Source organism: Streptomyces lincolnensis (assembly GCF_021173675.1).
Classification (GTDB): Bacteria; Actinomycetota; Actinomycetes; order Streptomycetales; family Streptomycetaceae; genus Streptomyces; species Streptomyces lincolnensis_B.
In genome coordinates, this window is record NZ_JAIHON010000014.1 from 195,826 (window position 1) to 218,600 (window position 22,775).

General features: G+C 70.4%; 21 protein-coding genes. 11 read left to right on the forward strand and 10 right to left on the reverse strand.

The genetic code is table 11. The features are described from left to right. Positions 1-65 precede the first annotated feature (65 nt). Positions 66-1,016 carry an ATP-binding cassette domain-containing protein gene (locus K4B79_RS36490; protein WP_232031713.1) on the forward strand — a complete coding sequence of 317 codons (951 nt, stop codon included), beginning with the start codon at positions 66-68 and terminating at the stop codon, positions 1,014-1,016. Continuing rightward, positions 1,013-1,774 carry an ABC transporter permease gene (locus K4B79_RS36495; protein ID WP_232031714.1) on the forward strand — a complete coding sequence of 254 codons (762 nt, stop codon included), beginning with the start codon at positions 1,013-1,015 and terminating at the stop codon, positions 1,772-1,774. The genes K4B79_RS36490 and K4B79_RS36495 overlap by 4 nt, the downstream gene beginning before the upstream one ends. 209 nt (positions 1,775-1,983) lie before the next feature. On the opposite strand, the gene K4B79_RS36500 is transcribed toward K4B79_RS36495, so the two are convergent. Next, positions 1,984-3,396, reverse strand: a complete 1,413-nt coding sequence (locus K4B79_RS36500) for a glutamate decarboxylase (protein ID WP_232031715.1) — start codon at positions 3,394-3,396, stop codon at positions 1,984-1,986. Between the two features lie 192 nt (positions 3,397-3,588). Between K4B79_RS36500 and K4B79_RS36505 the strand changes: the two genes are divergently transcribed. After that, the gene (locus K4B79_RS36505) at positions 3,589-4,350 is read left to right on the forward strand and encodes a MerR family transcriptional regulator (protein ID WP_232031716.1); all 762 of its coding nucleotides are present in this window, start codon (positions 3,589-3,591) and stop codon (positions 4,348-4,350) included. Positions 4,351-4,432: 82 nt separating this feature from the next. Here K4B79_RS36505 and K4B79_RS36510 read toward each other — a convergent pair whose 3' ends face one another. Further along, on the reverse strand, positions 4,433-4,804 hold the full coding sequence (locus K4B79_RS36510; protein WP_232031717.1) for a YbjQ family protein: 372 nt from the start codon (positions 4,802-4,804) through the stop codon (positions 4,433-4,435). 133 nt (positions 4,805-4,937) lie between these two features. Between K4B79_RS36510 and K4B79_RS36515 the strand changes: the two genes are divergently transcribed. Further along, positions 4,938-5,840, forward strand: a complete 903-nt coding sequence (locus K4B79_RS36515) for a DedA family protein (RefSeq protein WP_232031718.1) — start codon at positions 4,938-4,940, stop codon at positions 5,838-5,840. Positions 5,841-5,868: 28 nt separating this feature from the next. Here K4B79_RS36515 and K4B79_RS36520 read toward each other — a convergent pair whose 3' ends face one another. Together K4B79_RS36520 and K4B79_RS36525 are read right to left on the reverse strand one after the other, a co-directional pair. Then, entirely contained in the window at positions 5,869-7,530 is a 1,662-nt protein-coding gene (locus tag K4B79_RS36520; RefSeq protein WP_232031719.1) for a threonine/serine exporter family protein, read from the reverse strand. A 112-nt stretch (positions 7,531-7,642) separates the two neighbouring features. After that, the gene (locus tag K4B79_RS36525) at positions 7,643-8,134 is read right to left on the reverse strand and encodes an inorganic diphosphatase (RefSeq protein ID WP_031487466.1); all 492 of its coding nucleotides are present in this window, start codon (positions 8,132-8,134) and stop codon (positions 7,643-7,645) included. Between the two features lie 124 nt (positions 8,135-8,258). On the opposite strand from K4B79_RS36525, the gene dacB reads away from it, so the two are divergent. From dacB to folE, 6 genes are all read left to right on the forward strand, one after another. Continuing rightward, positions 8,259-9,875 (forward strand): D-alanyl-D-alanine carboxypeptidase/D-alanyl-D-alanine endopeptidase, encoded by a 1,617-nt coding sequence (gene dacB / locus K4B79_RS36530; protein ID WP_232031720.1) that lies wholly within the window; start codon positions 8,259-8,261, stop codon positions 9,873-9,875. A 239-nt stretch (positions 9,876-10,114) separates the two neighbouring features. After that, the gene (locus K4B79_RS36535) at positions 10,115-11,239 is read left to right on the forward strand and encodes a zinc-dependent metalloprotease (RefSeq protein WP_232031721.1); all 1,125 of its coding nucleotides are present in this window, start codon (positions 10,115-10,117) and stop codon (positions 11,237-11,239) included. Positions 11,240-11,453: 214 nt separating this feature from the next. Continuing rightward, on the forward strand, positions 11,454-12,533 hold the full coding sequence (tilS, locus tag K4B79_RS36540; RefSeq protein WP_232031722.1) for a tRNA lysidine(34) synthetase TilS: 1,080 nt from the start codon (positions 11,454-11,456) through the stop codon (positions 12,531-12,533). Between the two features lie 72 nt (positions 12,534-12,605). Further along, complete coding sequence (gene hpt / locus K4B79_RS36545; protein ID WP_030043337.1) at positions 12,606-13,166, forward strand: hypoxanthine phosphoribosyltransferase; 561 nt, start codon at positions 12,606-12,608, stop codon at positions 13,164-13,166. A 207-nt stretch (positions 13,167-13,373) separates the two neighbouring features. Continuing rightward, a complete protein-coding gene (ftsH, locus tag K4B79_RS36550; protein ID WP_232031723.1) occupies positions 13,374-15,413 on the forward strand; it encodes an ATP-dependent zinc metalloprotease FtsH in 2,040 nt (679 codons plus the stop codon). Positions 15,414-15,532: 119 nt separating this feature from the next. Continuing rightward, on the forward strand, positions 15,533-16,138 hold the full coding sequence (gene folE, locus K4B79_RS36555) for a GTP cyclohydrolase I FolE (protein WP_232031724.1): 606 nt from the start codon (positions 15,533-15,535) through the stop codon (positions 16,136-16,138). Between the two features lie 48 nt (positions 16,139-16,186). On the opposite strand, the gene K4B79_RS36560 is transcribed toward folE, so the two are convergent. From K4B79_RS36560 to K4B79_RS36585, 6 genes are all read right to left on the reverse strand, one after another. Continuing rightward, positions 16,187-16,672 (reverse strand): DUF3180 domain-containing protein, encoded by a 486-nt coding sequence (locus K4B79_RS36560; protein WP_232031725.1) that lies wholly within the window; start codon positions 16,670-16,672, stop codon positions 16,187-16,189. 79 nt (positions 16,673-16,751) lie between these two features. Continuing rightward, positions 16,752-17,360, reverse strand: a complete 609-nt coding sequence (folK, locus tag K4B79_RS36565; protein ID WP_232031726.1) for a 2-amino-4-hydroxy-6-hydroxymethyldihydropteridine diphosphokinase — start codon at positions 17,358-17,360, stop codon at positions 16,752-16,754. After that, positions 17,357-17,716 (reverse strand): dihydroneopterin aldolase, encoded by a 360-nt coding sequence (gene folB, locus K4B79_RS36570; protein ID WP_232031727.1) that lies wholly within the window; start codon positions 17,714-17,716, stop codon positions 17,357-17,359. Before folB ends, folK begins: the two co-directional genes overlap by 4 nt. Before the next feature lie 269 nt (positions 17,717-17,985). After that, positions 17,986-18,489: a nuclear transport factor 2 family protein gene (locus tag K4B79_RS36575; RefSeq protein ID WP_232031728.1), complete on the reverse strand. Its 504-nt coding sequence runs from the start codon at positions 18,487-18,489 to the stop codon at positions 17,986-17,988. Continuing rightward, on the reverse strand, positions 18,486-19,391 hold the full coding sequence (gene folP, locus K4B79_RS36580) for a dihydropteroate synthase (RefSeq protein ID WP_232031729.1): 906 nt from the start codon (positions 19,389-19,391) through the stop codon (positions 18,486-18,488). The genes K4B79_RS36575 and folP overlap by 4 nt, the downstream gene beginning before the upstream one ends. A gap of 104 nt (positions 19,392-19,495) precedes the next feature. Beyond that, positions 19,496-21,307 carry a phosphatidylglycerol lysyltransferase domain-containing protein gene (locus tag K4B79_RS36585; protein ID WP_232031730.1) on the reverse strand — a complete coding sequence of 604 codons (1,812 nt, stop codon included), beginning with the start codon at positions 21,305-21,307 and terminating at the stop codon, positions 19,496-19,498. Between the two features lie 247 nt (positions 21,308-21,554). Here K4B79_RS36585 and K4B79_RS36590 point away from each other — a divergent pair, with 247 nt between their 5' ends. Then, positions 21,555-22,688 carry an alpha/beta hydrolase gene (locus tag K4B79_RS36590; protein WP_232031731.1) on the forward strand — a complete coding sequence of 378 codons (1,134 nt, stop codon included), beginning with the start codon at positions 21,555-21,557 and terminating at the stop codon, positions 22,686-22,688. The last annotated feature ends 87 nt before the right edge of the window (positions 22,689-22,775 follow it).

The window sequence follows — 22,775 nt, forward strand, 5'->3', positions numbered from 1 at the left end:
TCTCCGTCACCGGATGCCGGTAGTCAAACTTGATTACCAAGGCTCCGTGATCCGAAGGGAGCCATATGACCGACGCGATCGTCGCCGAAGGCCTTCGCAAGCGGTACGGGGACAAGGCCGCCCTGGACGGACTCGACCTCAGGGTGGCGCGCGGCACCGTCCACGGCGTGCTCGGCCCGAACGGCGCCGGCAAGACGACCCTGGTCCGGATCCTGTCCACCCTGCTGCGGCCCGACGCCGGCCGGGTCGAGGTGGCCGGACACGACGCCGTGGCCGAGGCCCAGGCGGTCCGCTTCCGCATCGGCCTCCTCGGCCAGCACGCGGCCCTCGACGAGGGGCTCTCGGGCCGGCAGAACCTGGACATGTTCGGCCGCCTCTACCACCTGGGCGCCCGGCACGCGCGCGTGCGCGCCGACGAGCTCCTGGAGCGCTTCGGCCTCGCCGACACCGGCCGCAAGGCCGTCAAGCTCTACAGCGGCGGCATGCGGCGCCGGCTGGACCTGGCGGCCTCCCTCATCACCGAACCGGAGGTGCTCTTCCTGGACGAACCGACCACCGGCCTCGACCCGCGCGGCCGCACGGAGGTGTGGGCCGCCGTCCGCTCCCTCGTCGGCGGCGGTACGACGGTCCTGCTGACCACCCAGTACCTGGAGGAGGCCGACCAGCTCGCCGACCGCGTCTCCGTGGTCGACCTGGGCCGGATCGTCGCCGACGGCACACCGGACCAGCTGAAGGCGGTGATCGGCGGCGACCGCATCGACGTGGTGCTGCGGGACGCCGGTCAGCTGGGCGCGGCGGTGGCCCTGTTGCCGCTGCCCGCGTCGGAGGTGTCCGTCGACACCGACCGCCGGCTGCTCAGCGCCCCGGTCACCGACCGGATGGCCGCGCTCTCCGGTGTCGTACGGGCGCTGGAGGAGGCCGGTATCGAGGCGGAGGACGTGGCCCTGCGCCGCCCGACGCTGGACGAGGTGTTCCTGCACCTCACGGGCGACGACCGAGTGAAGGAGGCCGTGTGAGCACGTATGTGCTGACCGATTCCTGGACCATGACCCGCCGCGAACTCGCCCACTGGGCACGGCAGCCCGTGCAGGTCGTGGTCCAGCTCGCCTTCCCCGTCATGCTCCTGCTGATGTTCGGCTACCTCGTCGGCGGCGGCCGGGGCGTCGAGGGGGACTACGTCGACTACCTGGTCCCCGGGATGCTCGCGCTGACCATGGCGTTCGGCCTCGAAGGGACCATGCTGGCCGTCACGCAGGACCTCAACAAGGGGGTCATCGACCGCTTCCGCTCGATGCCGATGGCCAACGGCGCGGTCCTGGTGGGCCGTTCGGTCGCCGACATGCTGGAGTCGGCGGTCAGCCTGCTGGTGATGACCGGGGTGGCCCTCGCGCTCGGCTGGCGGGCCCACGGCGGGGCCGGGGGGTTCCTCGGCGCCCTGGGGCTTCTGCTGCTGTTCCGTTTCGCCATGCTGTGGATCGGCATCCACCTGGCGATGGTGGCCGGGAAACCCGAGGTGGTGCAGGCCGTGCAGATCCTGGTCTGGCCGGTCGGGTTCCTCTCCAACGCCTTCGCGACCCCCCACTCCATGCCCGGCTGGCTGGGCACGGTGATCGAGTGGAACCCCATGTCCCACACGGCCACCGCCGTGCGGGACCTGTTCGGCGGGCAGGGCGGCGAGCCGGGGCACGTCTGGCCGGCGGTGCTGTGGCCGCTGGCGCTGCTGGCGGTGTTCCTTCCGCTGGCGGTGCGCAGGTTCGGGGCGTTGAACAAGTAGGGCCGGACGTCGTAGTACGGCTGAGGGCTCGGCCGGGCACGTGGTCGGCCGGGGATGTGGTCGGCCGGTCGCGAAGTCGTCCGGCTGGAACGGGAACCCCGGCGCGGTGAGCGGTGTACCAGAGATGACAGTGCATCGCGCAGGACGCGTCGGGGGAGGGTTCCATGAGCGGGGTCGGGAGGATCAGGGGCTGGGTGGCGGCGGCCGTCTCAGTGGTGGAAGCCGGTGGCCGCCTCCTTGTCCCGGGTCAGGGGGTGCGGCTGGCGGCGCAGCTCGGGCAGCAGGCGGCCCAGGTCCTCCACGAACAGCTCGGCGAGGTCGGCGGAGAACCCGTTGCGGCACACCACCCGCAGGACGGACAGGTCCTCCCGGTTCGGCGGGAAGGTGTACGCGGGCACCAGCCAGCCCCGCTCGCGCAGCCGCCGGGACACGTCGAAGACGTCGTACGCCTCCACACCGGGCGCGGTCGTGAAGGCCAGGACCGGCAGCTCCTCGCCCCGGGTCAGCAGCCGGAAGTCGCCGAGCGCCTCCACCCGCCCGGCGAGCCCCCGGGCCACGTCCCGCGTGGACTGCTGCACGGCCCGGTAGCCCTCGCGCCCCAGCCTGAGGAACGTGTAGTACTGCGCCACGACCTGGGCGCCCGGCCGGGAGAAGTTCAGCGCGAAGGTCGGCATGTCCCCGCCCAGGTAGTTGACGCGGAAGACGAGCTCCTCGGGCAGGGCCTCCTGATCACGCCACAGCGCCCAGCCGACGCCCGGGTAGACCAGGCCGTACTTGTGCCCGGAGGTGTTGATCGAGGCCACCCGCGGCAGCCGGAAGTCCCACACCAGGTCCTCGTCGAGGAACGGCGCGATCATCGCGCCGGACGCCCCGTCGACATGCACCGGGATGTCGAGGCCGGTCCGTTCCTGCAAGGCGTCCAGGGCGGCGCACAGCTCGGCGATCGGCTCGTAGGACCCGTCGAAGGTGGAGCCGAGGATGCCCACCACCCCGATGGTGTTCTCGTCGCACAGCTCGGCGGCGGCCTGCGGGTCGAGGTGGAAGCGGTCACCCTCCATGGGGACCTGACGGGCCTCCACCTCCCAGAAGGTGCAGAACTTCTCCCAGCAGACCTGGACGTTGACACCCATGACCAGATTCGGGCGGACGTCCCTGGACGGATACCGGTCGGCGTTGCGCCGCGCCCAGCGCCGCTTCAGCGCCATCCCGGCGAGCATGCAGGCCTCGCTGGACCCGGTCGTGGAACAGCCCACGGCCGCCGAGGGATCGGGCGCGTGCCACAGGTCGGCGAGCATCGCCACGCAGCGCCGCTCCAGCTCGGCGGTGCGCGGGTACTCGTCCTTGTCGATCATGTTCTTGTCCCGGCACTCATCCATCAGGACGCCGGCCTGGGGCTCCATCCAGGTGGTGACGAAGGTGGCGAGGTTCAGCCGGGAGTTGCCGTCCAGCATCAGTTCGTCGTGCACGAGCTGATACGCGGTCGAGGGCGGCAGCGGGACGGCGGGGAGCCGGTGCTTGGGCGGGGCCTCGGCCATTCCTCCGACCGGGTCGGCCTCGCCGTAGAAGGGATTGACGGACAACGGGCGCTCGTCGGGCTTCTCCGGCCCTTGGTGCAGCGGCATGTGCGTGCCTCCTGAAGGGATCGACGTCGCTCGACGGCCCGGGGTTCCGTCCTGCCGCGCGGTGTCCTGGGCGACGGGCTCACGATAAGCGGGCACAAGGAGCCCCACATCCGCAGGGACCGGGCAGCGGGCTTGCACCTCACGCGGCGTGAGGATCCACCGTGGAGTGCGTACCGAGAAGGGAGCGGAGAAGTGAGTTATCCCGTGGGACAGGTCGCCGGTTTCGCCGGAGTGACGGTGCGCACACTGCACCACTACGACGACATCGGCCTGCTCGTCCCGAGCGAGCGCAACCACGCGGGACACCGGCGTTACAGCGACGCCGACCTCGACCGGTTGCAGCAGATCCTGTTCTACCGGGAGCTCGGCTTCCCGCTCGACGAGGTCGCCGCCCTGCTCGACGATCCGGCCGCGGACCCGCGCGCGCACCTGCGCCGCCAGCACGAACTGCTGACCGCCCGGATCGAGAAGCTGCGGCAGATGGCGGAGGCCGTGGAGCACGCCATGGAGGCACGCAGGATGGGGATCAATCTCACGCCGGAGGAGCGGTTCGAGGTCTTCGGCGACAAGGATCCGGAGCAGTACGCCGAGGAGGCGGAGCGACGCTGGGGCGGCACGGAGGCGTACGCCGAGTCACAGCGCCGCGCGGCCCGCTACACCAAGGAGGACTGGAAGCGCCTTCAGGCCGAGGCGAACGACTGGGCCGAGCGTTACTCGGCCCTGATGGCCGAGGGCGAATCGCCGGACGGCGAGCGGGCCATGGAGCTGGCCGAGGAGCACCGGCAGCACATCGGCACCTGGTACTACGAATGCCCGTACGAGATGCACCGGTGCCTGGCCGAGATGTATGTGTCCGACGAGCGCTTCAAGGCGTTCTACGACTCCATGCGCCCGGGGCTCGCCGAGCACCTCAAGGACGCGATCCTGGCGAACGCCGCCCGCCGCGCCGCGTGACACCCGGCCCGGGAGGACGGCCTCCTCCCGGGCCGGGACCACTCTCACTCCCGGGCCGGTACCCCCTCCTCCCGGGCCTGGATCACTTCTCTTCCCGGACCAGGACCACCGCCGTGCCGTAGGCGCACACCTCCGTCCCCACGTCCGCAGCCTCCGTGACGTCGAAGCGGAACATCAGCACGGCGTTCGCGCCCCGCGCGCGGGCCTGCTCCACCAGCCGTTCCATGGCCTGGTTGCGGGTCTGCACGAGCGTCTTGGTGAGCCCCTTGAGCTCACCGCCGATCATCGACTTCAGGCCGGCCCCGATCTGACTGCCGAGATGCCGGGACCGCACGGTCAACCCGAAGACCTCCCCCAGCACCTCCTGGACCCGATGGCCGGGCACGTCGTTCGTCGTCACCACGAGCACGTCGGGCCGGGGCCCCTGACCACCGCCGTATTCTTCGATACCCATGGCCCACAGCTTTGTCCCAGCGCGTCCACAGTGCATCCTGTGGGCGCCCATGGAACCTGGGTCACCGCGGCTGCGTTGATAGTTTTGGGCAGCCAGTCCCAGCCCGACCCCCACACGCAGGAGCCACATTCCCGTGACCACGCTCGCGCTCGGCCCCGAGTGGCTCAGCCCCGACTATCTGATCGAGACCTTCAGCCTGCCCGGCATCCTGCTGATCGTCTTCGCCGAGTCGGGTCTCTTCGCGTTCCTGCCCGGAGACTCCCTGCTGTTCACGGCGGGTCTCTTTGTGGCCGAGGGGAACTTCATCAGCCAGCCCCTGTGGCTGGTCTGCACGCTGATCGTGCTGGCCGCCGTCATCGGCGACCAAGTCGGCTACATGATCGGCAAGTTCTTCGGGCCGAAGCTCTTCAGCCGCCCCAACTCCAAGCTCTTCAAACAGGAGAACCTGGAGAAGGCCCACGAGTTCATGGAGAAGTACGGCCCCAAGGCGATCGTCCTGGCCCGCTTCGTGCCCATCGTGCGCACCTTCGCCCCGATCGTGGCGGGCGCCGGCCGCATGAAGTACCGCACCTTCCTCACGTACAACGTGATCGGCGGTGTGGCCTGGGGCTGCGGTGTCACCCTCGCCGGCTACTGGCTGGGCCAGATCGAGTTCATCAAGACCAACGTCGAGGCTATCCTCGTCCTGATCGTCATCGTCTCGGTCGTCCCGATCATCATCGAGTACCTGCGCGAGCGCGGAAAGAAGAAGCGCGCCGCGGCCCCGCCCCCGGCCCAGCAGTACCCCCAGATGATGGACGACGCCACGACCCAGCTGCGCCGCATCCCGTCCTCCGACGAGCCGCAGCAGCCCTACGGCAACCACGGCAACCAGAGCCGGCCGGGCCACCAGCAGAACGGCCACGACCAGCAGTACTACGGCCAGCCCCCGCAGCAACAGCAGCCGTACGCCCAGCAGTACCCGCAGAGCTACGGCGGGCAGAACCAGCAGTACCCGAACAACCAGCAGCAGTACCCGAACAACCAGGGCTACTAGAACCGGAGCACCCCCTGGGGCACCCTCGCTAGAACCCCCGCGTCCTCTTCGCGGACTTCCGCTTCTCGGCGGAGCCGACCCGCAGGAACATCCGGGAGATCTCCGACCCGAAGTTGACCCCGATGGCGATGGCCATCGCCAGAGCCGCAGCCTGCGACAGGAACACCAACCCCGCGTCGACGTTGTTCTGAGCGATGGCCAGCAGTCCGAAGTACGTGGCGGAACCGGGCAACAGGGGCCCGATCGCCGCCGTGGTGTACGGCAACGCCGACGCGAACCGGTACCGGGACAGCAACTGCCCGAACAGCCCCACCAGCCCCGCCGCCACCGCCGTGGAGGCGACGGGCGAGATCTCGCCCACGTAGTGCATCGCGCCGTACACCGACCAGGCGACACCGCCGTTCAAGGTCACGGCCAGCACGGTGGATCGTTCCTGCTGGAGCAGGACCGCGAAGGTCAGCGACAGCAGCATCGACGCGGAGATCTGCCACAGGGGCCTGTTGTTGTCGCCGAAGGCCGCGTCGGGGTCGAGGCTGGCACCCAGCTGAACGCCCACGTAGAGCATCAGCAGTACCCCGACGACGATGCCCACGAAGAAGTACATGACCTCCAGCAGACGCGCGGCGGCGGTGATGTAGAAGCCGGTCAGACCGTCCTGCACGCCCGCCACCAGCGCCCGTCCGGGCAGCAGAGCGAAGAGCCCACCGGTGACCACCGCGGACGCCTTGACGTCCACATGGGCGAGCGTCAGCGCGATCCCTATCGCCGCCGGCGGCATCGCGGCCACCGTGAACTGGTAGAACTCCGGCAGCCCGCGCCCCGCGCACAGCCAGGCCAGCCGGTCGCCGCACATCGCGCCGAGCGCCGCCGCGACGAAGACGATCAGGTCACCGCCGACGAGCACGGATGCCGCGCCCGCCAGCAGCCCGCTGGCCAGCGTCAGCACCCAGCCCGGATACGGGTGCCGGTTGCGGCGGATCTCGGCGAGCCGCCGGTAGGCCTCCTCCAGGGAGATGTGCGCCTCGGGGTCACTGAGGTCGTCGACGAGCTGGAACACGGCCGCGAGCCGCGTGTAGTCGGTGCCCCGGCGGCGCACCGTCCGGGACGCCGTCACCGGGTCCTCGACCAGCGACGGCTGGTACGAGATGGACAGCAGGGTGAAGGTGACGTTCGGCTCGCAGCGGTCGAGCCCGTAGGACCGGCAGACGGCGAACATCGCCGCCTCCACGTCCTCGGCGCCCTCACCGCCCGCGAGCAGCAACTCGCCGATACGCAGCGTCAGGTCGAGCACGCGCGGAACGGCCGGGCCCTCCTCCTCCGCCTTGTGCACCGGCTCGGGGGCGGGCCGCTCGGCCACCGGCATCCGCAGCATCGTGCGCATCCGGTCCTGCCAGGGCAGGTCCTTGGTCAAACTCACCACGGGGATGCCGGTCGGCGGTGTGAAGGCGGGCGGCGCGTGCCGGGCGCTGTAGGTGCGCGGCGGGGTGAAGGCCGAGCCCTCCGGCTCGGCGACGGGCGTGTGCGGCACGTCGAGCCCGTCGGGCAGCGCGAACTCGGAGGTGGTCTCCGGCTCGGCCCCCGTCCTGGGCACGGCGAGCCCGTCGGGAAGGGCGAACTCGGACGTGATCTCGGGGTCGAAGACGCCCCTCGCCTCGTCCGTCTGCGGCTTGCGGTCCTCCGCCTGCGTCACTGCGTAGCGCTCCCTGTACGACACGTTCAGCCCGCCTCAGTATGCGCACAGATACGCGAACGGGCCGCGCCACCTCGCACGAGGTCACGCGGCCCGCGGGGCACAACGGTGATCAGTGGCCGCCCTGGTCCTTGAACCGCTTGTAGGAGCGCTCGATCTCGGCCTCGGCCTCCGTACGGCCCACCCAGTCGGCACCCTCGACGGACTTGCCCGGCTCCAGGTCCTTGTAGACCTCGAAGAAGTGCTGGATCTCCAGGCGGTCGAACTCCGACACGTGGTGGATGTCCCGCAGGTGCTCCACCCGGGGGTCCGTCGCCGGGACGCACAGCAGCTTGTCGTCGCCGCCGGCCTCGTCCGTCATCCGGAACATGCCGATCGCACGGCACTTGATGAGGCAGCCCGGGAACGTGGGCTCGTCCAGGATGACGAGCGCGTCCAGCGGGTCACCGTCCTCGCCGAGAGTGTTCTCGACGAAGCCGTAGTCGGTCGGGTAGGCGGTCGAGGTGAAGAGTCGACGGTCCAGGCGGATCCGACCGGTCTCGTGGTCCACCTCGTACTTGTTCCGCGAACCCTTCGGGATCTCGATCGTGACGTCGAACTCCACCGGTGGCTCCTCCATGATCAACACATAGTTCTGGTGGTTAAGTGTCCCTCACGCCGGTGTGTGATCGCGAAAGGGGCTGGTGGTCGTGCCGGAGCTGAGGCCTTGGCGAGCCGCGGGACCGCGTATGACGCGGATCGCGAACGCCGTACGACCGCGTCTGACGCGCGCCACCGACGCCGTACGGCCTCGGATCACGCGAGCCGCGGACGTCGTACGGCCTCGTCTCGTCCGTGCCACGACGGCCGCGAAACCGCAGGTCACACGGCTTGCGCAGGCTGTGAAGCCGCAGCTCGGTCGGATTCCGAGGCCGAAGACCGCCAAGACCTGGCACTACACCGCGGGCGCCGCCACCGCCGGACTGGCACTGGCCGCCTCCGTGGTGACCGTGGCCGGCCCCTGGGACTCCACCGGTCAGCGTACGGCCGAGCGGGACCGGGCGGTTGCCCTGGACCACACGGGTGGCGCAGATCACGACGGTTCGTCCGACACGGCGGACGGGGCGCCCGAGCCCGCCCCCAGCGCCGCGTCCGTGCTGGTCGGACTGGGCGGCGCGTCGAACACCGTTCGGTCTGCCCCGACCGGCCCCGCCCTCGCCGCGGTCCTGGGCCCGCTCCTGAAGGACCCTGCCCTCGGCACCAGCCGCTCGGCCGTCGTCGTGGACGTCGCCACCGGAAAGCGCCTCTACGGCGAGGGCGCCGACCGGCCCCTGACCCCCGCGTCCACCACGAAGATCGCCACCGCCGTCGCCGCGCTCGGCGCCCTGGGCGCCGACCACCGGCTCACCACCCGGGCCGCCTTCGAGGCCGACACCAAGGAGCTCGTCCTCGTCGGCGGCGGCGACCCCACGCTCACCGCCCACCGGGACTCCGAGGGCTGGGCGAGCCTGCGCACCCTCGCCGACCGGACGGCCGCCGCCCTGAAGAAGCGCGACATCCGCCAGGTGACGCTGTCCTACGACACCACGTTCTACGCCGGTGACGAACTTCACCCCATCGGGGAGAACGAGAACCTCGCCCCCGTCACCGCCCTCATGGTGGACGAGGGCCGCACGGACGACTCCACGAGCGGTACCGCCGACCGCTTCGAGGACCCGGCGGCGCAGGCCGCCCGGCAGTTCGCCGGCCTCCTCGCGGCCCGCGGCATCGGGACCACCGCCCCCGGCCCCTCCAAGGCGACCGGACGCGCCGAGAACCTCGCCGCGGTCTCCTCGCCGCCGCTCTCCGCCGTCGTCGAGCGCATGCTGACCAACAGCGACAACGACATCGCCGAGGCCCTCGCCCGCCAGACCGCCGTCGCCACCGGCGAACGCGCCGACTTCGACGGCGCCGGCCGGGCGATCGCCGCCCAGCTGAAGAAACTCGGACTGCCCGTCAGGGGCGTCGCCTTCCACGACGGCAGCGGCCTCGACCGCACCGACCGCCTCACCGCCGACCTCCTCACCGCCCTGCTCGCCAAGGCCGGCGACCCCGCCCGCCCCGACCTGCGCCCCGCCCTCACCGGCCTGCCCGTCGCCGGCTTCACCGGCACCCTCACCACCCGCTACGCCGACGGCGCGGCCGGCATCGTCCGGGCCAAGACCGGCACGCTGAGCAACGTGAACACCCTCGCCGGCACGGTCGTCGACCAGAACGGCCGCCTCCTCGCCTTCGCCTTCCTCGCCTCCGGCACGACGAACAAGGACGCGGCCCAGTCGGCCCTGGACAGAACGGCAACGGCCCTGGCGGCCTGCGGCTGCCGCTAATCACGGAGCCGACCACACGACGACCGAGGCCGGCCGGCCTGCCACCGAGTGCCGCTCCCACCGCCGAGAGCTGCCCCTCCCACCGCCGAGGGCTGCCGCTCCTGCCACCGTGGGCAGTCGTTCCGCAGGGCGGAACGGGTGGGCACGGCCTGCACCACCGGGTGCCGTGAACACCAAGCTTCAGCACCGCACAGCTCCACGGCCTGCCCCAAGCGGGAGCGACCACGTACGGTTGACGCATGACGAGCATCGGTGGTGCCGAGATGGTCGACTGGAATCTCGCGGTGGCGACCGCGACCCGGCTCGTACGGCCGGGCCCCGACGTGAGCCGAGACGAGGCCAGGGCCGTCGTCGCGGAACTGCGTCGGCACGCCAAGGCCTCGGAGGAACACGTCCGCGGTTTCACCCGTATGGGTACGGAGGGTATCCACGACACCCCGATCCTGGTCGTCGACCGCCCCGGCTGGGTCCGGGCGAACGTCGCCGGCTTCCGGGAGATCCTCAAGCCGCTGCTGGACAAGATGCAGGAACGTCGCGGCAACACTCCCGGCGGCGCGGTCATGAGCGCCGTCGGCGGCAAGGTCACCGGCGTGGAGCTGGGGATGCTGCTGTCCTTCCTCGCCTCCCGGGTCCTCGGGCAGTACGAGACCTTCGCCCCGTCCACCCGCGAACTCCCCGCCGGGGAGAACGGCGGCGGCCGCCTGCTCCTGGTCGCCCCGAACATCGTGCACGTGGAGCGCGAACTCGACGTACAGCCCCACGACTTCCGCCTGTGGGTGTGCCTGCACGAGGAGACCCACCGCACCCAGTTCACGGCCGTGCCCTGGCTGCGGGACCACCTGGAGGGCGAAATCCAGTCGTTCCTGGGGGAGACCGAGGTCGACCCCATGACCGTCCTCGAACGCATTCGCGAGGCCGCCCAGTCGCTGGCCGGCGGACGCCCCGAGGGCGAGGAGGACGACGGCGGCCGCTCCCTCGTGGAGATCGTGCAGACGCCCGCCCAGCGGGAGATCCTCGGCCGACTCACCGCCGTGATGTCCCTCCTGGAGGGCCACGCCGACTTCGTGATGGACGGCGTGGGTCCCTCGGTCGTCCCGACCGTCGGGGAGATCCGCGAGAAGTTCCAGCAGCGCCGCGCCAAGGGCGCCTCGCGTCTGGACCTCGCCCTGCGCAAGCTGCTGGGCCTGGACGCCAAGCTCAGGCAGTACCGGGACGGCGAACGGTTCGTGCGGGCCGTCGTCGACCAGGTCGGCATGGACGGCTTCAACCGCGTGTGGACGTCCCCGAACACCCTCCCCACCAAGACGGAGATCGCCAAACCGGCGGACTGGATCGCGCGGGTGCACCGCAAGGCGGAGTCGTGAAACCGGCGGGACGCGTCGCGAACGCGGCGCGTACGTCGTGAAACGAATCCGGCCGACGGCAGGCGAACGCCCCTGCAATCACCCGTCCGAGGGAGCGTGAGCGATCGGTAGGCGTGCAATGCTCGGGGAACGGCCCGTTTCTGTCACCATCTACACACTCTGAGTGACCGAAACTCGGGCTCACCCCCCGACAACTTCATGAAGGGAACCGGACATGGGTCCCCATCCTGCGGTCGCGGCGATACGCCTGGCGGTCCGCCGCGTCCTCCACGACATCCTCAACGAAGCCAGTCGTACGGTGGCGTACAGCCGTACGACCGGAGCGACCGGAGAGCTCCCCGCCTCCGTCGACACCCCGCACGAGCGCCCGCCGTCGCCGCTCGTGCTCGTGGCGTGCTCCGGCGGCGCCGACTCCATGGCGCTCGCCTCCGCGCTCGCGTTCGAAGCGCCCAAACTCGGCATCCGGGCCGGCGGCATCACCGTCGACCACGGCCTCCAGCCCGGCTCCGGCCTGCGCGCCGACGAGGTCGTCCTGCGCCTGCGTGAACTCGGCCTCGACCCGGTCGAGTCCACCGCCGTGACCGTCGGCCGCGAAGGCGGTCCCGAAGCGGCCGCCCGCGACGCCCGCTACGCCGCCCTCGACGCCGCCGCCGAACGACACGGCGCCGCCGCCGTCCTGCTCGGCCACACCCGCGACGACCAGGCCGAGACGGTCCTGCTCGGCCTCGCCCGCGGCTCCGGCATCCGCTCCCTGTCCGGAATGGCGGCCGTTTCCGGAGGACCGGGGGCCGCCCGCCGCTACCGCCGCCCCTTCCTCCTCATCGACCGGCAGACCGCCCGCAAGGCCTGCATGGTCCAGTCTCTGCCCGTCTGGGACGATCCGCACAACGCCGACCCGGCCTACACCCGTTCCCGGCTGCGCCACGAAGGCCTGCCCGCCCTGGAGAAGGCGCTCGGCAAGGGCGTCGTGGAGGCGCTCGCCCGTACGGCCCAGCTCTCCCGGGACGACGCCGACGCCCTCGACACCTGGGCCCGCCAGGCCGAGGCCTCGGTGCGCGACGCCGCGGGCCTGCTGGAGTGCGCCAAGCTGTACGCCCTGCCGCCCGCCGTGCGCCGCCGTGTCCTGCGCCAGGCCGCCATCGAGGCGGGCGCCCCCGCCGGCTCGTTGTTCGCCCGTCACATCGAGGAAGTCGACCGGCTGATCACCGGCTGGCGCGGCCAGGGGGCCATCAATCTCCCCGGCAAAGTCGTCGCCCAGCGGCAGGGTGGCAGACTGGTGATTCGGCAAGGCTGAATCTCCTCCCCTCGGGTGAGGGATCCGGACTCCTTCGGAGGCCGGGGGCAGCCGGTTGGACGACCGAAAGTGATGCGGGTGGACGCGAAAGACATGGGCACCGACCTCAAAGAGGTGCTCATCACCAAGGAAGAGATCGACGCGAAGCTGGTCGAGCTGGCCGCGAAGATCGACGCGGAGTACGCGGGCAAGGATCTGCTGATCGTCGGTGTCCTCAAGGGCGCGGTCATGGTCATGGCCGACCTCGCCCGGGCGCTGTCCACCCCCGTGACCATGGACTGGATGGCCGTGTCCTCCTACGGCGCGGGCACCCAGTCCTCCGGTGTGGTGCGGATCCTGAAGGACCTCGACACCGACATCAAGGGCAAGCACGTCCTGATCGTCGAGGACATCATCGACTCCGGTCTGACGCTGTCCTGGCTGCTGTCGAACCTCGGTTCGCGCGAGCCGGAGTCGCTGAAGGTGTGCACCCTGCTGCGCAAGCCGGACGCCGCGAAGGTGGCCATCGACGTGGAGTGGGTCGGCTTCGACATTCCCAACGAGTTCGTCGTCGGCTACGGCCTCGACTACGCCGAGAAGTACCGCAACCTCCCGTTCGTCGGTACGCTCGCGCCCCACGTCTACGGTGGCTGAACCGGGCTGAGCCTGACGGCCCAAGCCCTGTAGGACGATCGGGAACCCCAGCGGGCTCCGCGGCGTTGGAGCATGAAGAGACGGGATTTGCCAGCCGTCCCGAGCGGCTCCGTGCGGCTTCGGGCCACAATGCTGGGGTACCGTCAGAAGAACTGTCTTATCAAACTCACTATGGCAGGAGGGACGGGGCGGCACCGCTCCGTATGGATGGACGTGAAGCGATACTTCCGTGGGCCGGTCATGTGGATCGTGCTGGCCGTCCTTGCCGTGGTCGTGTTGATGCAGGTCGTCGGCTCGTCCGGTGGCTACAAGACGGTGGACACCGGCCAGGTGATCCAGGCGATCAATGACAACAAGGTCGATTCGGCCAAGCTGACCACCGGCGACGAGCAGACCATCAAGGTTCAGCTCAAGGACGGCGAAAAGGTCGAGGGCAGCTCGAAGATCCAGGCGAGCTACATCGGCGACCAGGGCGCGACCCTCGCCGGCACCTTGCAGAACAAGTACCAGGACAAGCAGATCCCGGACGGGTACACCGTCTCGCCGACGAAGCAGAACGCCTTCGTCGGGATCCTGCTGTCCCTTCTCCCCTTCGTCCTCATCGTCGTCGTCTTCCTGTTCCTGATGAATCAGATGCAGGGCGGCGGCTCCCGGGTCATGAACTTCGGGAAGTCCAAGGCGAAGCTCATCACCAAGGACACCCCGAAGACGACGTTCTCGGACGTCGCGGGCTCGGACGAGGCCGTCGAGGAACTGCACGAGATCAAGGAGTTCCTCCAGGAACCTGCGAAGTTCCAGGCCGTCGGGGCGAAGATCCCCAAGGGCGTACTGCTGTACGGCCCTCCCGGCACCGGCAAGACGCTGCTCGCGCGAGCTGTCGCGGGCGAGGCCGGCGTGCCGTTCTACTCGATCTCCGGTTCCGACTTCGTCGAGATGTTCGTCGGTGTCGGTGCCTCCCGAGTCCGTGACCTGTTCGAGCAGGCCAAGGCGAACGCCCCGGCGATCGTCTTCGTCGACGAGATCGACGCGGTCGGCCGCCACCGCGGCGCCGGCCTCGGCGGTGGTCACGACGAGCGCGAGCAGACCCTGAACCAGCTGCTCGTCGAGATGGACGGCTTCGACGTCAAGGGCGGTGTGATCCTCATCGCCGCCACGAACCGTCCGGACATCCTCGACCCGGCGCTGCTGCGTCCCGGCCGCTTCGACCGCCAGATCGCGGTCGACCGTCCGGACATGCAGGGCCGTCTGGAGATCCTCAAGGTCCACCAGAAGGGCAAGCCGGTCGCACCGGACGTCGACCTTTCGGCCGTCGCCCGCCGCACCCCGGGCTTCACCGGCGCGGACCTGTCGAACGTGCTGAACGAAGCGGCGCTCCTCACGGCGCGCAGCAACCAGAAGCTGATCGACAACCACATGCTGGACGAGGCGATCGACCGCGTCGTGGCGGGCCCGCAGAAGCGGACCCGGATCATGTCGGACAAGGAAAAGAAGATCACCGCGTACCACGAGGGCGGACACGCCCTGGTCGCGGCGGCCTCCCCGAACTCCGACCCGGTCCACAAGATCACGATCCTGTCGAGGGGCCGTGCTCTGGGCTACACGATGGTCCTGCCGGACGAGGACAAGTACTCGACCACGCGCAACGAGATGCTGGACCAGCTCGCCTACATGCTGGGCGGTCGCGCGGCCGAGGAACTGGTCTTCCACGACCCGACCACGGGTGCCGCGAACGACATCGAGAAGGCCACGGCGACGGCCCGCGCGATGGTCACGCAGTACGGCATGACCGAGCGCCTGGGTGCCATCAAGTTCGGTGGCGACAACACCGAGCCGTTCCTCGGACGTGAGATGGCTCACCAGCGCGACTACTCGGAAGAGGTCGCCGCGCTGGTCGACGAAGAGGTCAAGAAGCTCATCGAGACGGCGCACAACGAGGCCTGGGAGATCCTGGTCGAGAACCGCGACGTCCTCGACAACCTGGTGCTTCAGCTGCTGGAGAAGGAGACGCTGGGCAAGGAGGAGATCGCCGAGATCTTCGCCCCCATCGTCAAGCGTCCCCCGCGGCCGGCCTGGACCGGTTCGTCCCGTCGTACGCCGTCCACCCGTCCGCCGGTGCTCTCCCCCAAGGAGCTCGCACTGACGAACGGCGCCAACGGCGCGACGCCGGCGATCACCACCGCGAAGTCCACCGCGGCGGAGCCCGCCCCGGTGGCCGAACCGGCCCCCGAGGATCGCCCCGAGAGCTGACTCTCGGACCCCGGTGACCCCATCAGGCCCGGAATGGATGCCGTGCCCCCCAGGATCTAGCCTGGGGGGCGCGGCGTTTTTCAGCCGCGCATGCAGGACATCGAGGAACGAGGCACCAGATGACCGACCCCGTGACGCTGGACGGCGAGGGCTCCATAGGCGAATTCGACGAGAAGCGAGCCGAGAACGCCGTACGCGAACTGCTGATCGCGGTCGGAGAGGACCCCGACCGGGAGGGCTTGAGGGAGACGCCGGCACGGGTGGCGCGGGCGTACCGGGAGATCTTCGCGGGCCTGTGGCAGCAGCCCGAGGACGTGCTGACCACGACGTTCGACCTGGGGCACGACGAGATGGTGCTCGTGAAGGACATCGAGGTCTACAGCACCTGTGAGCACCATCTGGTGCCGTTCAGGGGCGTGGCCCATGTGGGTTACATTCCGGCCACCAGTGGCAAGATCACGGGGCTGTCCAAGCTGGCCCGTCTCGTGGACGTCTTCGCGCGGCGCCCGCAGGTGCAGGAACGACTCACCACGCAGATAGCGGACTCCCTGATGGAGATCCTGGAGCCGCGCGGCGTGATCGTCGTCGTGGAGTGCGAGCACATGTGCATGTCGATGCGGGGCATCCGCAAGCCCGGAGCCAAGACACTCACCTCGGCCGTGCGCGGGCAGCTGCGGGACGCGGCGACGCGCAACGAGGCGATGAGCCTCATCATGGCCCGCTGAACGCCCTGCCGAACATCCCGCTGGGCGCCCCGCCGGCCGGTCGGCGCGTCACGCCGTGGACGTGGCTCCCGTGTTGCGGTCGTCGTCCTCCGGGAGTCTGCACACGCGCTCCAGGAAGATGGCCGCCGCTATGACGGCGGCGCCCGCCAGGACGGAGAAGCCGGCGTAGATGGCCTGGTCCCGTCGGGCGGGGATGTCCAGGGACTCCAGGAGGAAGACCCCGGTGCCGCCGTACATGCCGGAGACCAGGGCGGCGACCAGGGCGCTGGCCTGGCCGAAGACGACGGCGCGGGCCGCCATCAGAGGGTCGACGCCCTTGGCCCCGGGGACGCGGTCGCGCTGGGCCTTGAGGCGGGTGCGGATCGACAGGGCCGTGGACAGCAGCACCGCGGCGATCAGGGCGAGGACGATGGGGGCGGCCAGGGGGACGCTCGGCAGGGTCCCGACCGAGTTCCACAGGCGGGCTCCCGCCCAGGACAGGATGCCGGCGACGGCGAAGACGCCGGCCAGCACCCTGATGCGCAGCTCTCTCACGGTGTCCCTTCAGCTCCCCCGGGTCCCCGCTCTGGGCCGGGCTGTGGTCGTGACGACCCTGTCGTCTTGACCTTAACGACTATTCGGGCAGCCGGAGTTCCAGGTCCTTGCGCGGTTCCACGCCGTCCCGGGCGACGGTGTCCAGGAGGTCGGCGACCGCGCCCCGTCCGGGCAGCTGCGCGGCCGGCTCCACGTCGTGCCAGGGGACGAGCACGAAGGCGCGTTCGTGGGCCCGCGGGTGGGGGAGGGTGAGGTGCGGGTCGTCGGCGACGACATCGGCGTACGCGACGATGTCGACGTCGAGTGTGCGGGCGCCCCAGCGCTCGTCGCGGACGCGGTGGAAGGCCTCCTCGACGGCGTGCGCCCGCTCCAGCAGGGAGGAGGGGGGCAGGGTGGTCTTCAGGACCACGACCGCGTTGAAGTACGAGGGCTGGCTGCCGGGCTCGACGCCCCACGGCTCCGTCTCGTACACGGGGGAGACCGCCTTGATGCGGACGCCCGGGGTGTCCTCCAGGGCGTCGATGGCGCCCTGCAGGGTCTCCAGGCGGTTGCCGAGGTTGGCGCCGAGGGAGATCACGGCCCGTTTCGGGTTGTGCAGGGTGGTGTCGGCGGCGTCGACCTTCTCGACGACGGAGGCGGGTACCGGCTGTACGGTCGGGTCGGTGGGACCCTTGGCAAAGGCAGTCATACTCGGCTCCGGGTGATGGTGACGGTCACGTCGTCGAAGGGGACGGTGATCGGCGCGTCCGGTTTGTGGACACAGACCTCGACCTCCCGGACCCCTTCGTGCTTCAGACAGGCCTGGGCGATGCGCTCGGCGAGGGTCTCGATGAGGTTGACGGGCTCGCCCTCGACGACGGCCACGACCTCCTCCGCCACGATGCCGTAGTGCACGGTCTTCGTCAGGTCGTCGTCGGCGGCGGCCGGCCGGGTGTCCAGGCCCAGGACCAGGTCCACGAGGAAGGTCTGGCCCTCTTCGCGTTCCTTGGGGAACACACCGTGGTGCCCGCGGGCCTTCAGGCCGCGCAGCGCGACACGATCCACGCGAATCACTCCTGCAATCGTCGGTCACGGCCGGTCCGTACCGTGTGCGGGCGGCACACCGGCCTCACACGAATCTACCTGCGGGCACTGACAGGGCCCTGCCGCGACAGCGGGGCCCGGGCCGGGGCCAGGAGGTTTCACCTTGCGTTTCCCCTGGGGAACCCGGCGGCTCACGGGCTGGTAGCCGCCCATACCCAGGGGTTCGTGATTCCAACCACTTCTGCGTCCCCACGGGCGGCCCACCTGCTCGCTGTGGACCGCCTACCCACTCAGGCGGGGGAGTCGTCGCCGTCGTCCTCGTCGGTTTCGGCCAGAACGGGGGAGGCGTGGTGGGACCAGAGTTTCCAGCCGTCGGGGGTGCGGCGGAACACGTTCGTGGCGACCACCAGCTGCCCGACGAGCGGACCGAGCTCCTCGCCGCCCTCGGGGGCCGGACCGCCGCTGAGGATGTTCTCGGTGCAGGTGACCAGGGCGGTGTCGCCGGTGACGGACACATGCACGTCGGTGAGGAAGAACTGGATGTAGTCCGTGTTCGCCATGATGAGGGCGTACGACCTGAGGACCTCGCCGCGGCCGGTGAGCACCGGCCAGCCGGGGTGCACGCAGGAGATCACGCCGACGTCGGCCGGGTCGTGGAACTGCTCGTCGACGCCCAGGTCGGCGGGGGTGAGCCAGAGGGAGGACACCTCCTCGAAGTCACCGCGCTCCAGGGCCTCGTAGAAGGCGGTGTTGGCGGCTTCCACCTGTTCGACGTCGGTGTGGGGGGCGCTCACCGGGCTCCTTCGGGGGCATCCGGTCCCGGCGCGTTCCCCTCGGTGCGCGCCTGTTCCACGGCGCGTGCGACCCGTACCGCGTCCGCCGTCGCGCGCACCTCGTGGACGCGTACCGCCCAGGCGCCGGCGTGGGCGGCGAGGGCGGAGACGGCGGCGGTGGCCGCGTCGCGCTCGCGGGCGGGCGGCGGGGCGCTGCCCGGGCCGGCCAGGACGCGGCCGAGGAACCGCTTGCGGGAGGCGGCGACGAGGAGGGGGTGGCCGAGGCCGAGCAGGCGGTCGAGGTGGGCGAGGAGGACGAGGTCGTGCTCGGCGTCCTTGGAGAAGCCGAGGCCGGGGTCGACGACGACGCGGTCGGGGGAGATGCCGCCGGCCAGGACGGCCTCCACGCGCGCGTGCAGTTCGTCGGCGACCTCGGTGACGACGTCGTCGTAGACGCCCTTGACGTTGCCGCCCTCCAGGAAGCCGCGCCAGTGCATGACGACGAAGGGGGCGCCGGACTCCGCGACGACCGGGATCATCGCGGGGTCGGCGAGGCCCCCGCTGACGTCGTTGACGAGGGCGGCGCCGGCGGCGAGGGCCTGGGCGGCGACGGAGGCGCGCATGGTGTCGACGGAGACGGTGACTCCCTCGGAGGCGAGGCCGCGGACGACCGGGACGACGCGCTTGAGCTCCTCGGCCTCGTCGACCCGGGTGGCGCCGGGGCGGGTGGACTCGCCGCCGACGTCGACCAGGTCGGCGCCCTCGGTGACGAGGTGGAGGCCGTGCTTGACGGCGGCGGTGGTGTCGAAGAAGCGGCCGCCGTCGGAGAAGGAGTCGGGGGTGACGTTCACGACTCCCATGACCGCGCAGCGGTCCCATTCCGGAAGGCCCGCGACGCGCCCGCGTCCGTTCTGCTTGCTCATACGTTCAGCCTAGGCCCAGCGTGGGGCCGCGAGAGCTGCGGCCCGAGCGGAAGCCCCGGGGGGATGGGGCGTCCGCTCGGGCCTGTCCGATGCCGCCTCGGCGCTCAGGCCGCGCGGGCCTCCCGTTCCGTGACGGCGTGGGCACACGCGCGTGCGGTGTGTGTGCGGCGGCGCAGGAAGCGGGGGAGGGGCAGGGCGAGGTTGACGAAGCCCTCGGCCTGCATGGCGGCGAAGCCGATGCGGGGCAGGTCGCCGGAGGCGCGGTAGACGACGAAGCGGGGCTCCCAGCGCGGCTGGAACTTGGCGTTGAACTTGTACAGGGACTCGATCTGGAACCAGCGCGAGAGGAAGACCAGCAGCCCGCGCCAGGCGCGCAGCACCGGACCGGCGCCGATCTTCTCGCCGCGGGCGAGGGCCGAGCGGAACATCGCGAAGTTGAGCGAGACGCGCGTGATGCCGAGCTTCGGGGCGGCCTGGAGGGCGGCCACGATCAGCAGTTCGTTCATGCCGGGGTCCGCGGAGCGGTCGCGGCGCATCAGGTCCAGGGAGGCGCCGTCGGTGCCCCACGGCACGAAGTGCAGGATCGCCTTCAGATCGCCGTAGGGACCGGGGTGGTCGTCCGCCTTGTGGGCGGTGGCGATGAGGCAGTCGCCGTCGGCGGGGTCGCCGATGCGGCCGAGCGCCATGGAGAAACCGCGTTCGGTGTCGGTGCCGCGCCAGTCCTCGGCGGCCTGCCGGATCCGCTCCAGCTCCAGCTCCCCGAGGTCACGGACGCGCCGGACCCGGGTCTCGTAACCGGCCCGCTCGATGCGCTTGACCATCTGGCGCACATTGCGCATCGCGCGGCCGGCCAGGGAGAAATCCGCTACGTCCACCACCGCCTCGTCGCCCAGTTCGAGGGCGTCGAGTCCGGTCTCGCGGGTCCACACCTCGCCTCCCGTCTCGGAGCAGCCCATGACGGCGGGGGTCCAGGAGTGGGCCTTGGCCTCGTCCATGAAGCGTTCGATGGCGCCGGGCCAGGCCTCGACGTCGCCGATCGGGTCGCCGCTGGCGAGCATTACGCCGGACACGACCCGGTAGGTGACGGCGGCCTTGCCGCTGGGCGAGAAGACGACGGCCTTGTCGCGGCGGAGCGCGAAGTGGCCGAGGGAGTCGCGGGCGCCGTGCTTCTCCAGCAGGGCGCGCAGCCGGGACTCGTCCTCCTCGGTCAGGCGCGCGGCCGGGTGCTCGGGCCGGAAGGCCAGGTAGATGGTGGTGATGGCGGTGAGGAGGCCGAGGGCGCCCAGGGAGAAGGCCACCGTCCAGGAGGTGTTGCCCTGGTAGTCCACGGGGCCCTCGAAGCCGAACAGGCCGTACAGGACGTGGGTGATGCGGTCGGCCATGCTCGGGTTGCCGACCAGGGTCTTGGGGTGGGCGCTGACGATGACCAGGCCGAGGGCGAGGGAACCGGCGCTCATGAGGACGAAGTTGGCCAGCGCGCGCCACCGGCTGCGCGGGTCGGGCAGGGCCGAGAACTCGTCGCGGTGGATCAGCAGGAGCGCGAGCAGGACGAGTGAGATGAGCATGCCCACCGGGGAGTGCCGGTAGGTGAACTGCGCCACGATGCCGACCGGGAGCAGGGCCACGGCCGCCCGCCAGGCCCGGCGCTTGCGGCGCTTGAGCCCGTGCGCGAGCAGGAGCAGCAGGACGCCCGCGCTCAGTGAGAGCGCGGCCGCGAACGGGCCGAACGCACCCGGCAGCACCTCGGCCAGCGTGTGCATCCGGCTGTGCCGGAAGCGCGGGAAGACGCCCGCGGCGATGTCCAGGAGCCCCACGAGGGCACAGGCTCTGCCGACGAGGGCGGGTACGGCCTCGGGCCGCGGACCGCGCAGAAGGCGGCGCATCCGATGTGATCGGGCAGGAACCCCACCCGACATTTCCTCATCTGTCCTGACAGACATCGCATCCCGTAGTTCTGCGAGAGACCTTGGATCCGGGCCCCATTCGGGCATCCGGCGACATTGCGCCCTCTAGGACGGTGTCTTGGGGGGAGAGGTTCACTCACGTCCCCAAAGCCGGTTCAAAGGCCGTGGAAAGTCCCGGGCAAGCCCTCGCGAAGGTGTGAGGGAGGTGAGTGCGCGGGACCGGCCGTGGCGCGGGTGGAAGGGCAGGCAGGAAGCAGGAATGGGTCTTACGAGTACGACGGTTCTGGTGCTGGCGGTGGCGTTCGCCGTGCTGCTGTTCGTCGGCACGGTGTGGTGCTGGCCACGGCTGGCCCGGCGCGGCTGGCGGGCGGTCGGCGGGCGGGTCGGCCTGCTGCTGGCCACACAGCTGATGCTGTTCGCCTCGGTGGGGCTGGCCGCCAACCAGGCCTTCGGTTTCTATGCGAGCTGGGCGGACCTGTTCGGGCAGGAGAAGGACCAGGGTGTGGTCGTCGACCACACTCCGGGCGTCCGTTCCGGGGGTTCCCTGCGGGTGACCGAGACGCGAAAGGCGCGAGAAGGGGGCGACTTCCGGCCACACATCGGAGGGCAGGTCCAGAAGGTCGACATCGTCGGCCGCAAGAGTCATATCGCCACGCCGGCGTACGTGTACCTGCCGCCGGAGTACTTCCGGCCGCAGTACCGCGACCGCACGTTTCCCGCGGCCGTCGTCCTCACCGGTTATCCGGGCACCGCCCGGGCCCTGGTGGACAAACTCCGCTTCCCTGGGACGGCTTTGAAGCTCGCCGAGGAAGGCCGTATGCAGCCGATGATCCTGGTGATGCTGCGGCCGACGGTGGCACCCCCGCGGGACACGGAGTGCGTGGACATCCCGGACGGGCCGCAGACGGAGACCTTCTTCGCCCATGACCTGCCCGAGGCCGTGGGGGACCACTACAGGGTGAACAGGGGGCCGGGCTCCTGGGGGATCATCGGCGACTCCACGGGCGGGTACTGCGCGCTGAAGATCGCCATGCACCATCCCCGTGTGTACGCCGCCGGGGCGGGTCTGTCGGCCTACTACAAGGCGCCGATCGACGCGACGACGGGCGACCTCTTCCACGGCGACAAGGCGCTGCGCAACCGCGCGGACCTGTTGTGGTACCTCAAGCACATGCCCGCGCCCGACACTTCACTGCTCGTCACCAGCAGCAAGGTCGGGGAGTCGAACTACAAGGACACGCTGGAGTTCATCGAGCGGGCGAAGGACACGAATCTGACCCGTATCTCGTCGATCATCCTCGAAAGCGGCGGCCACAACTTCAACACCTGGAGGCGGGAGATTCCGGGGACCCTCCAGTGGATCAGCGGACGGCTGGGCGACCAGCGGAAATGATCTTGGAGATAGTCGTGGCTCTTCTCGCCGTTGGCCTGTCGCTTCTGTCGAATTCAGGGGCCCGTCTGATTCCTGATGAGGTGTGAA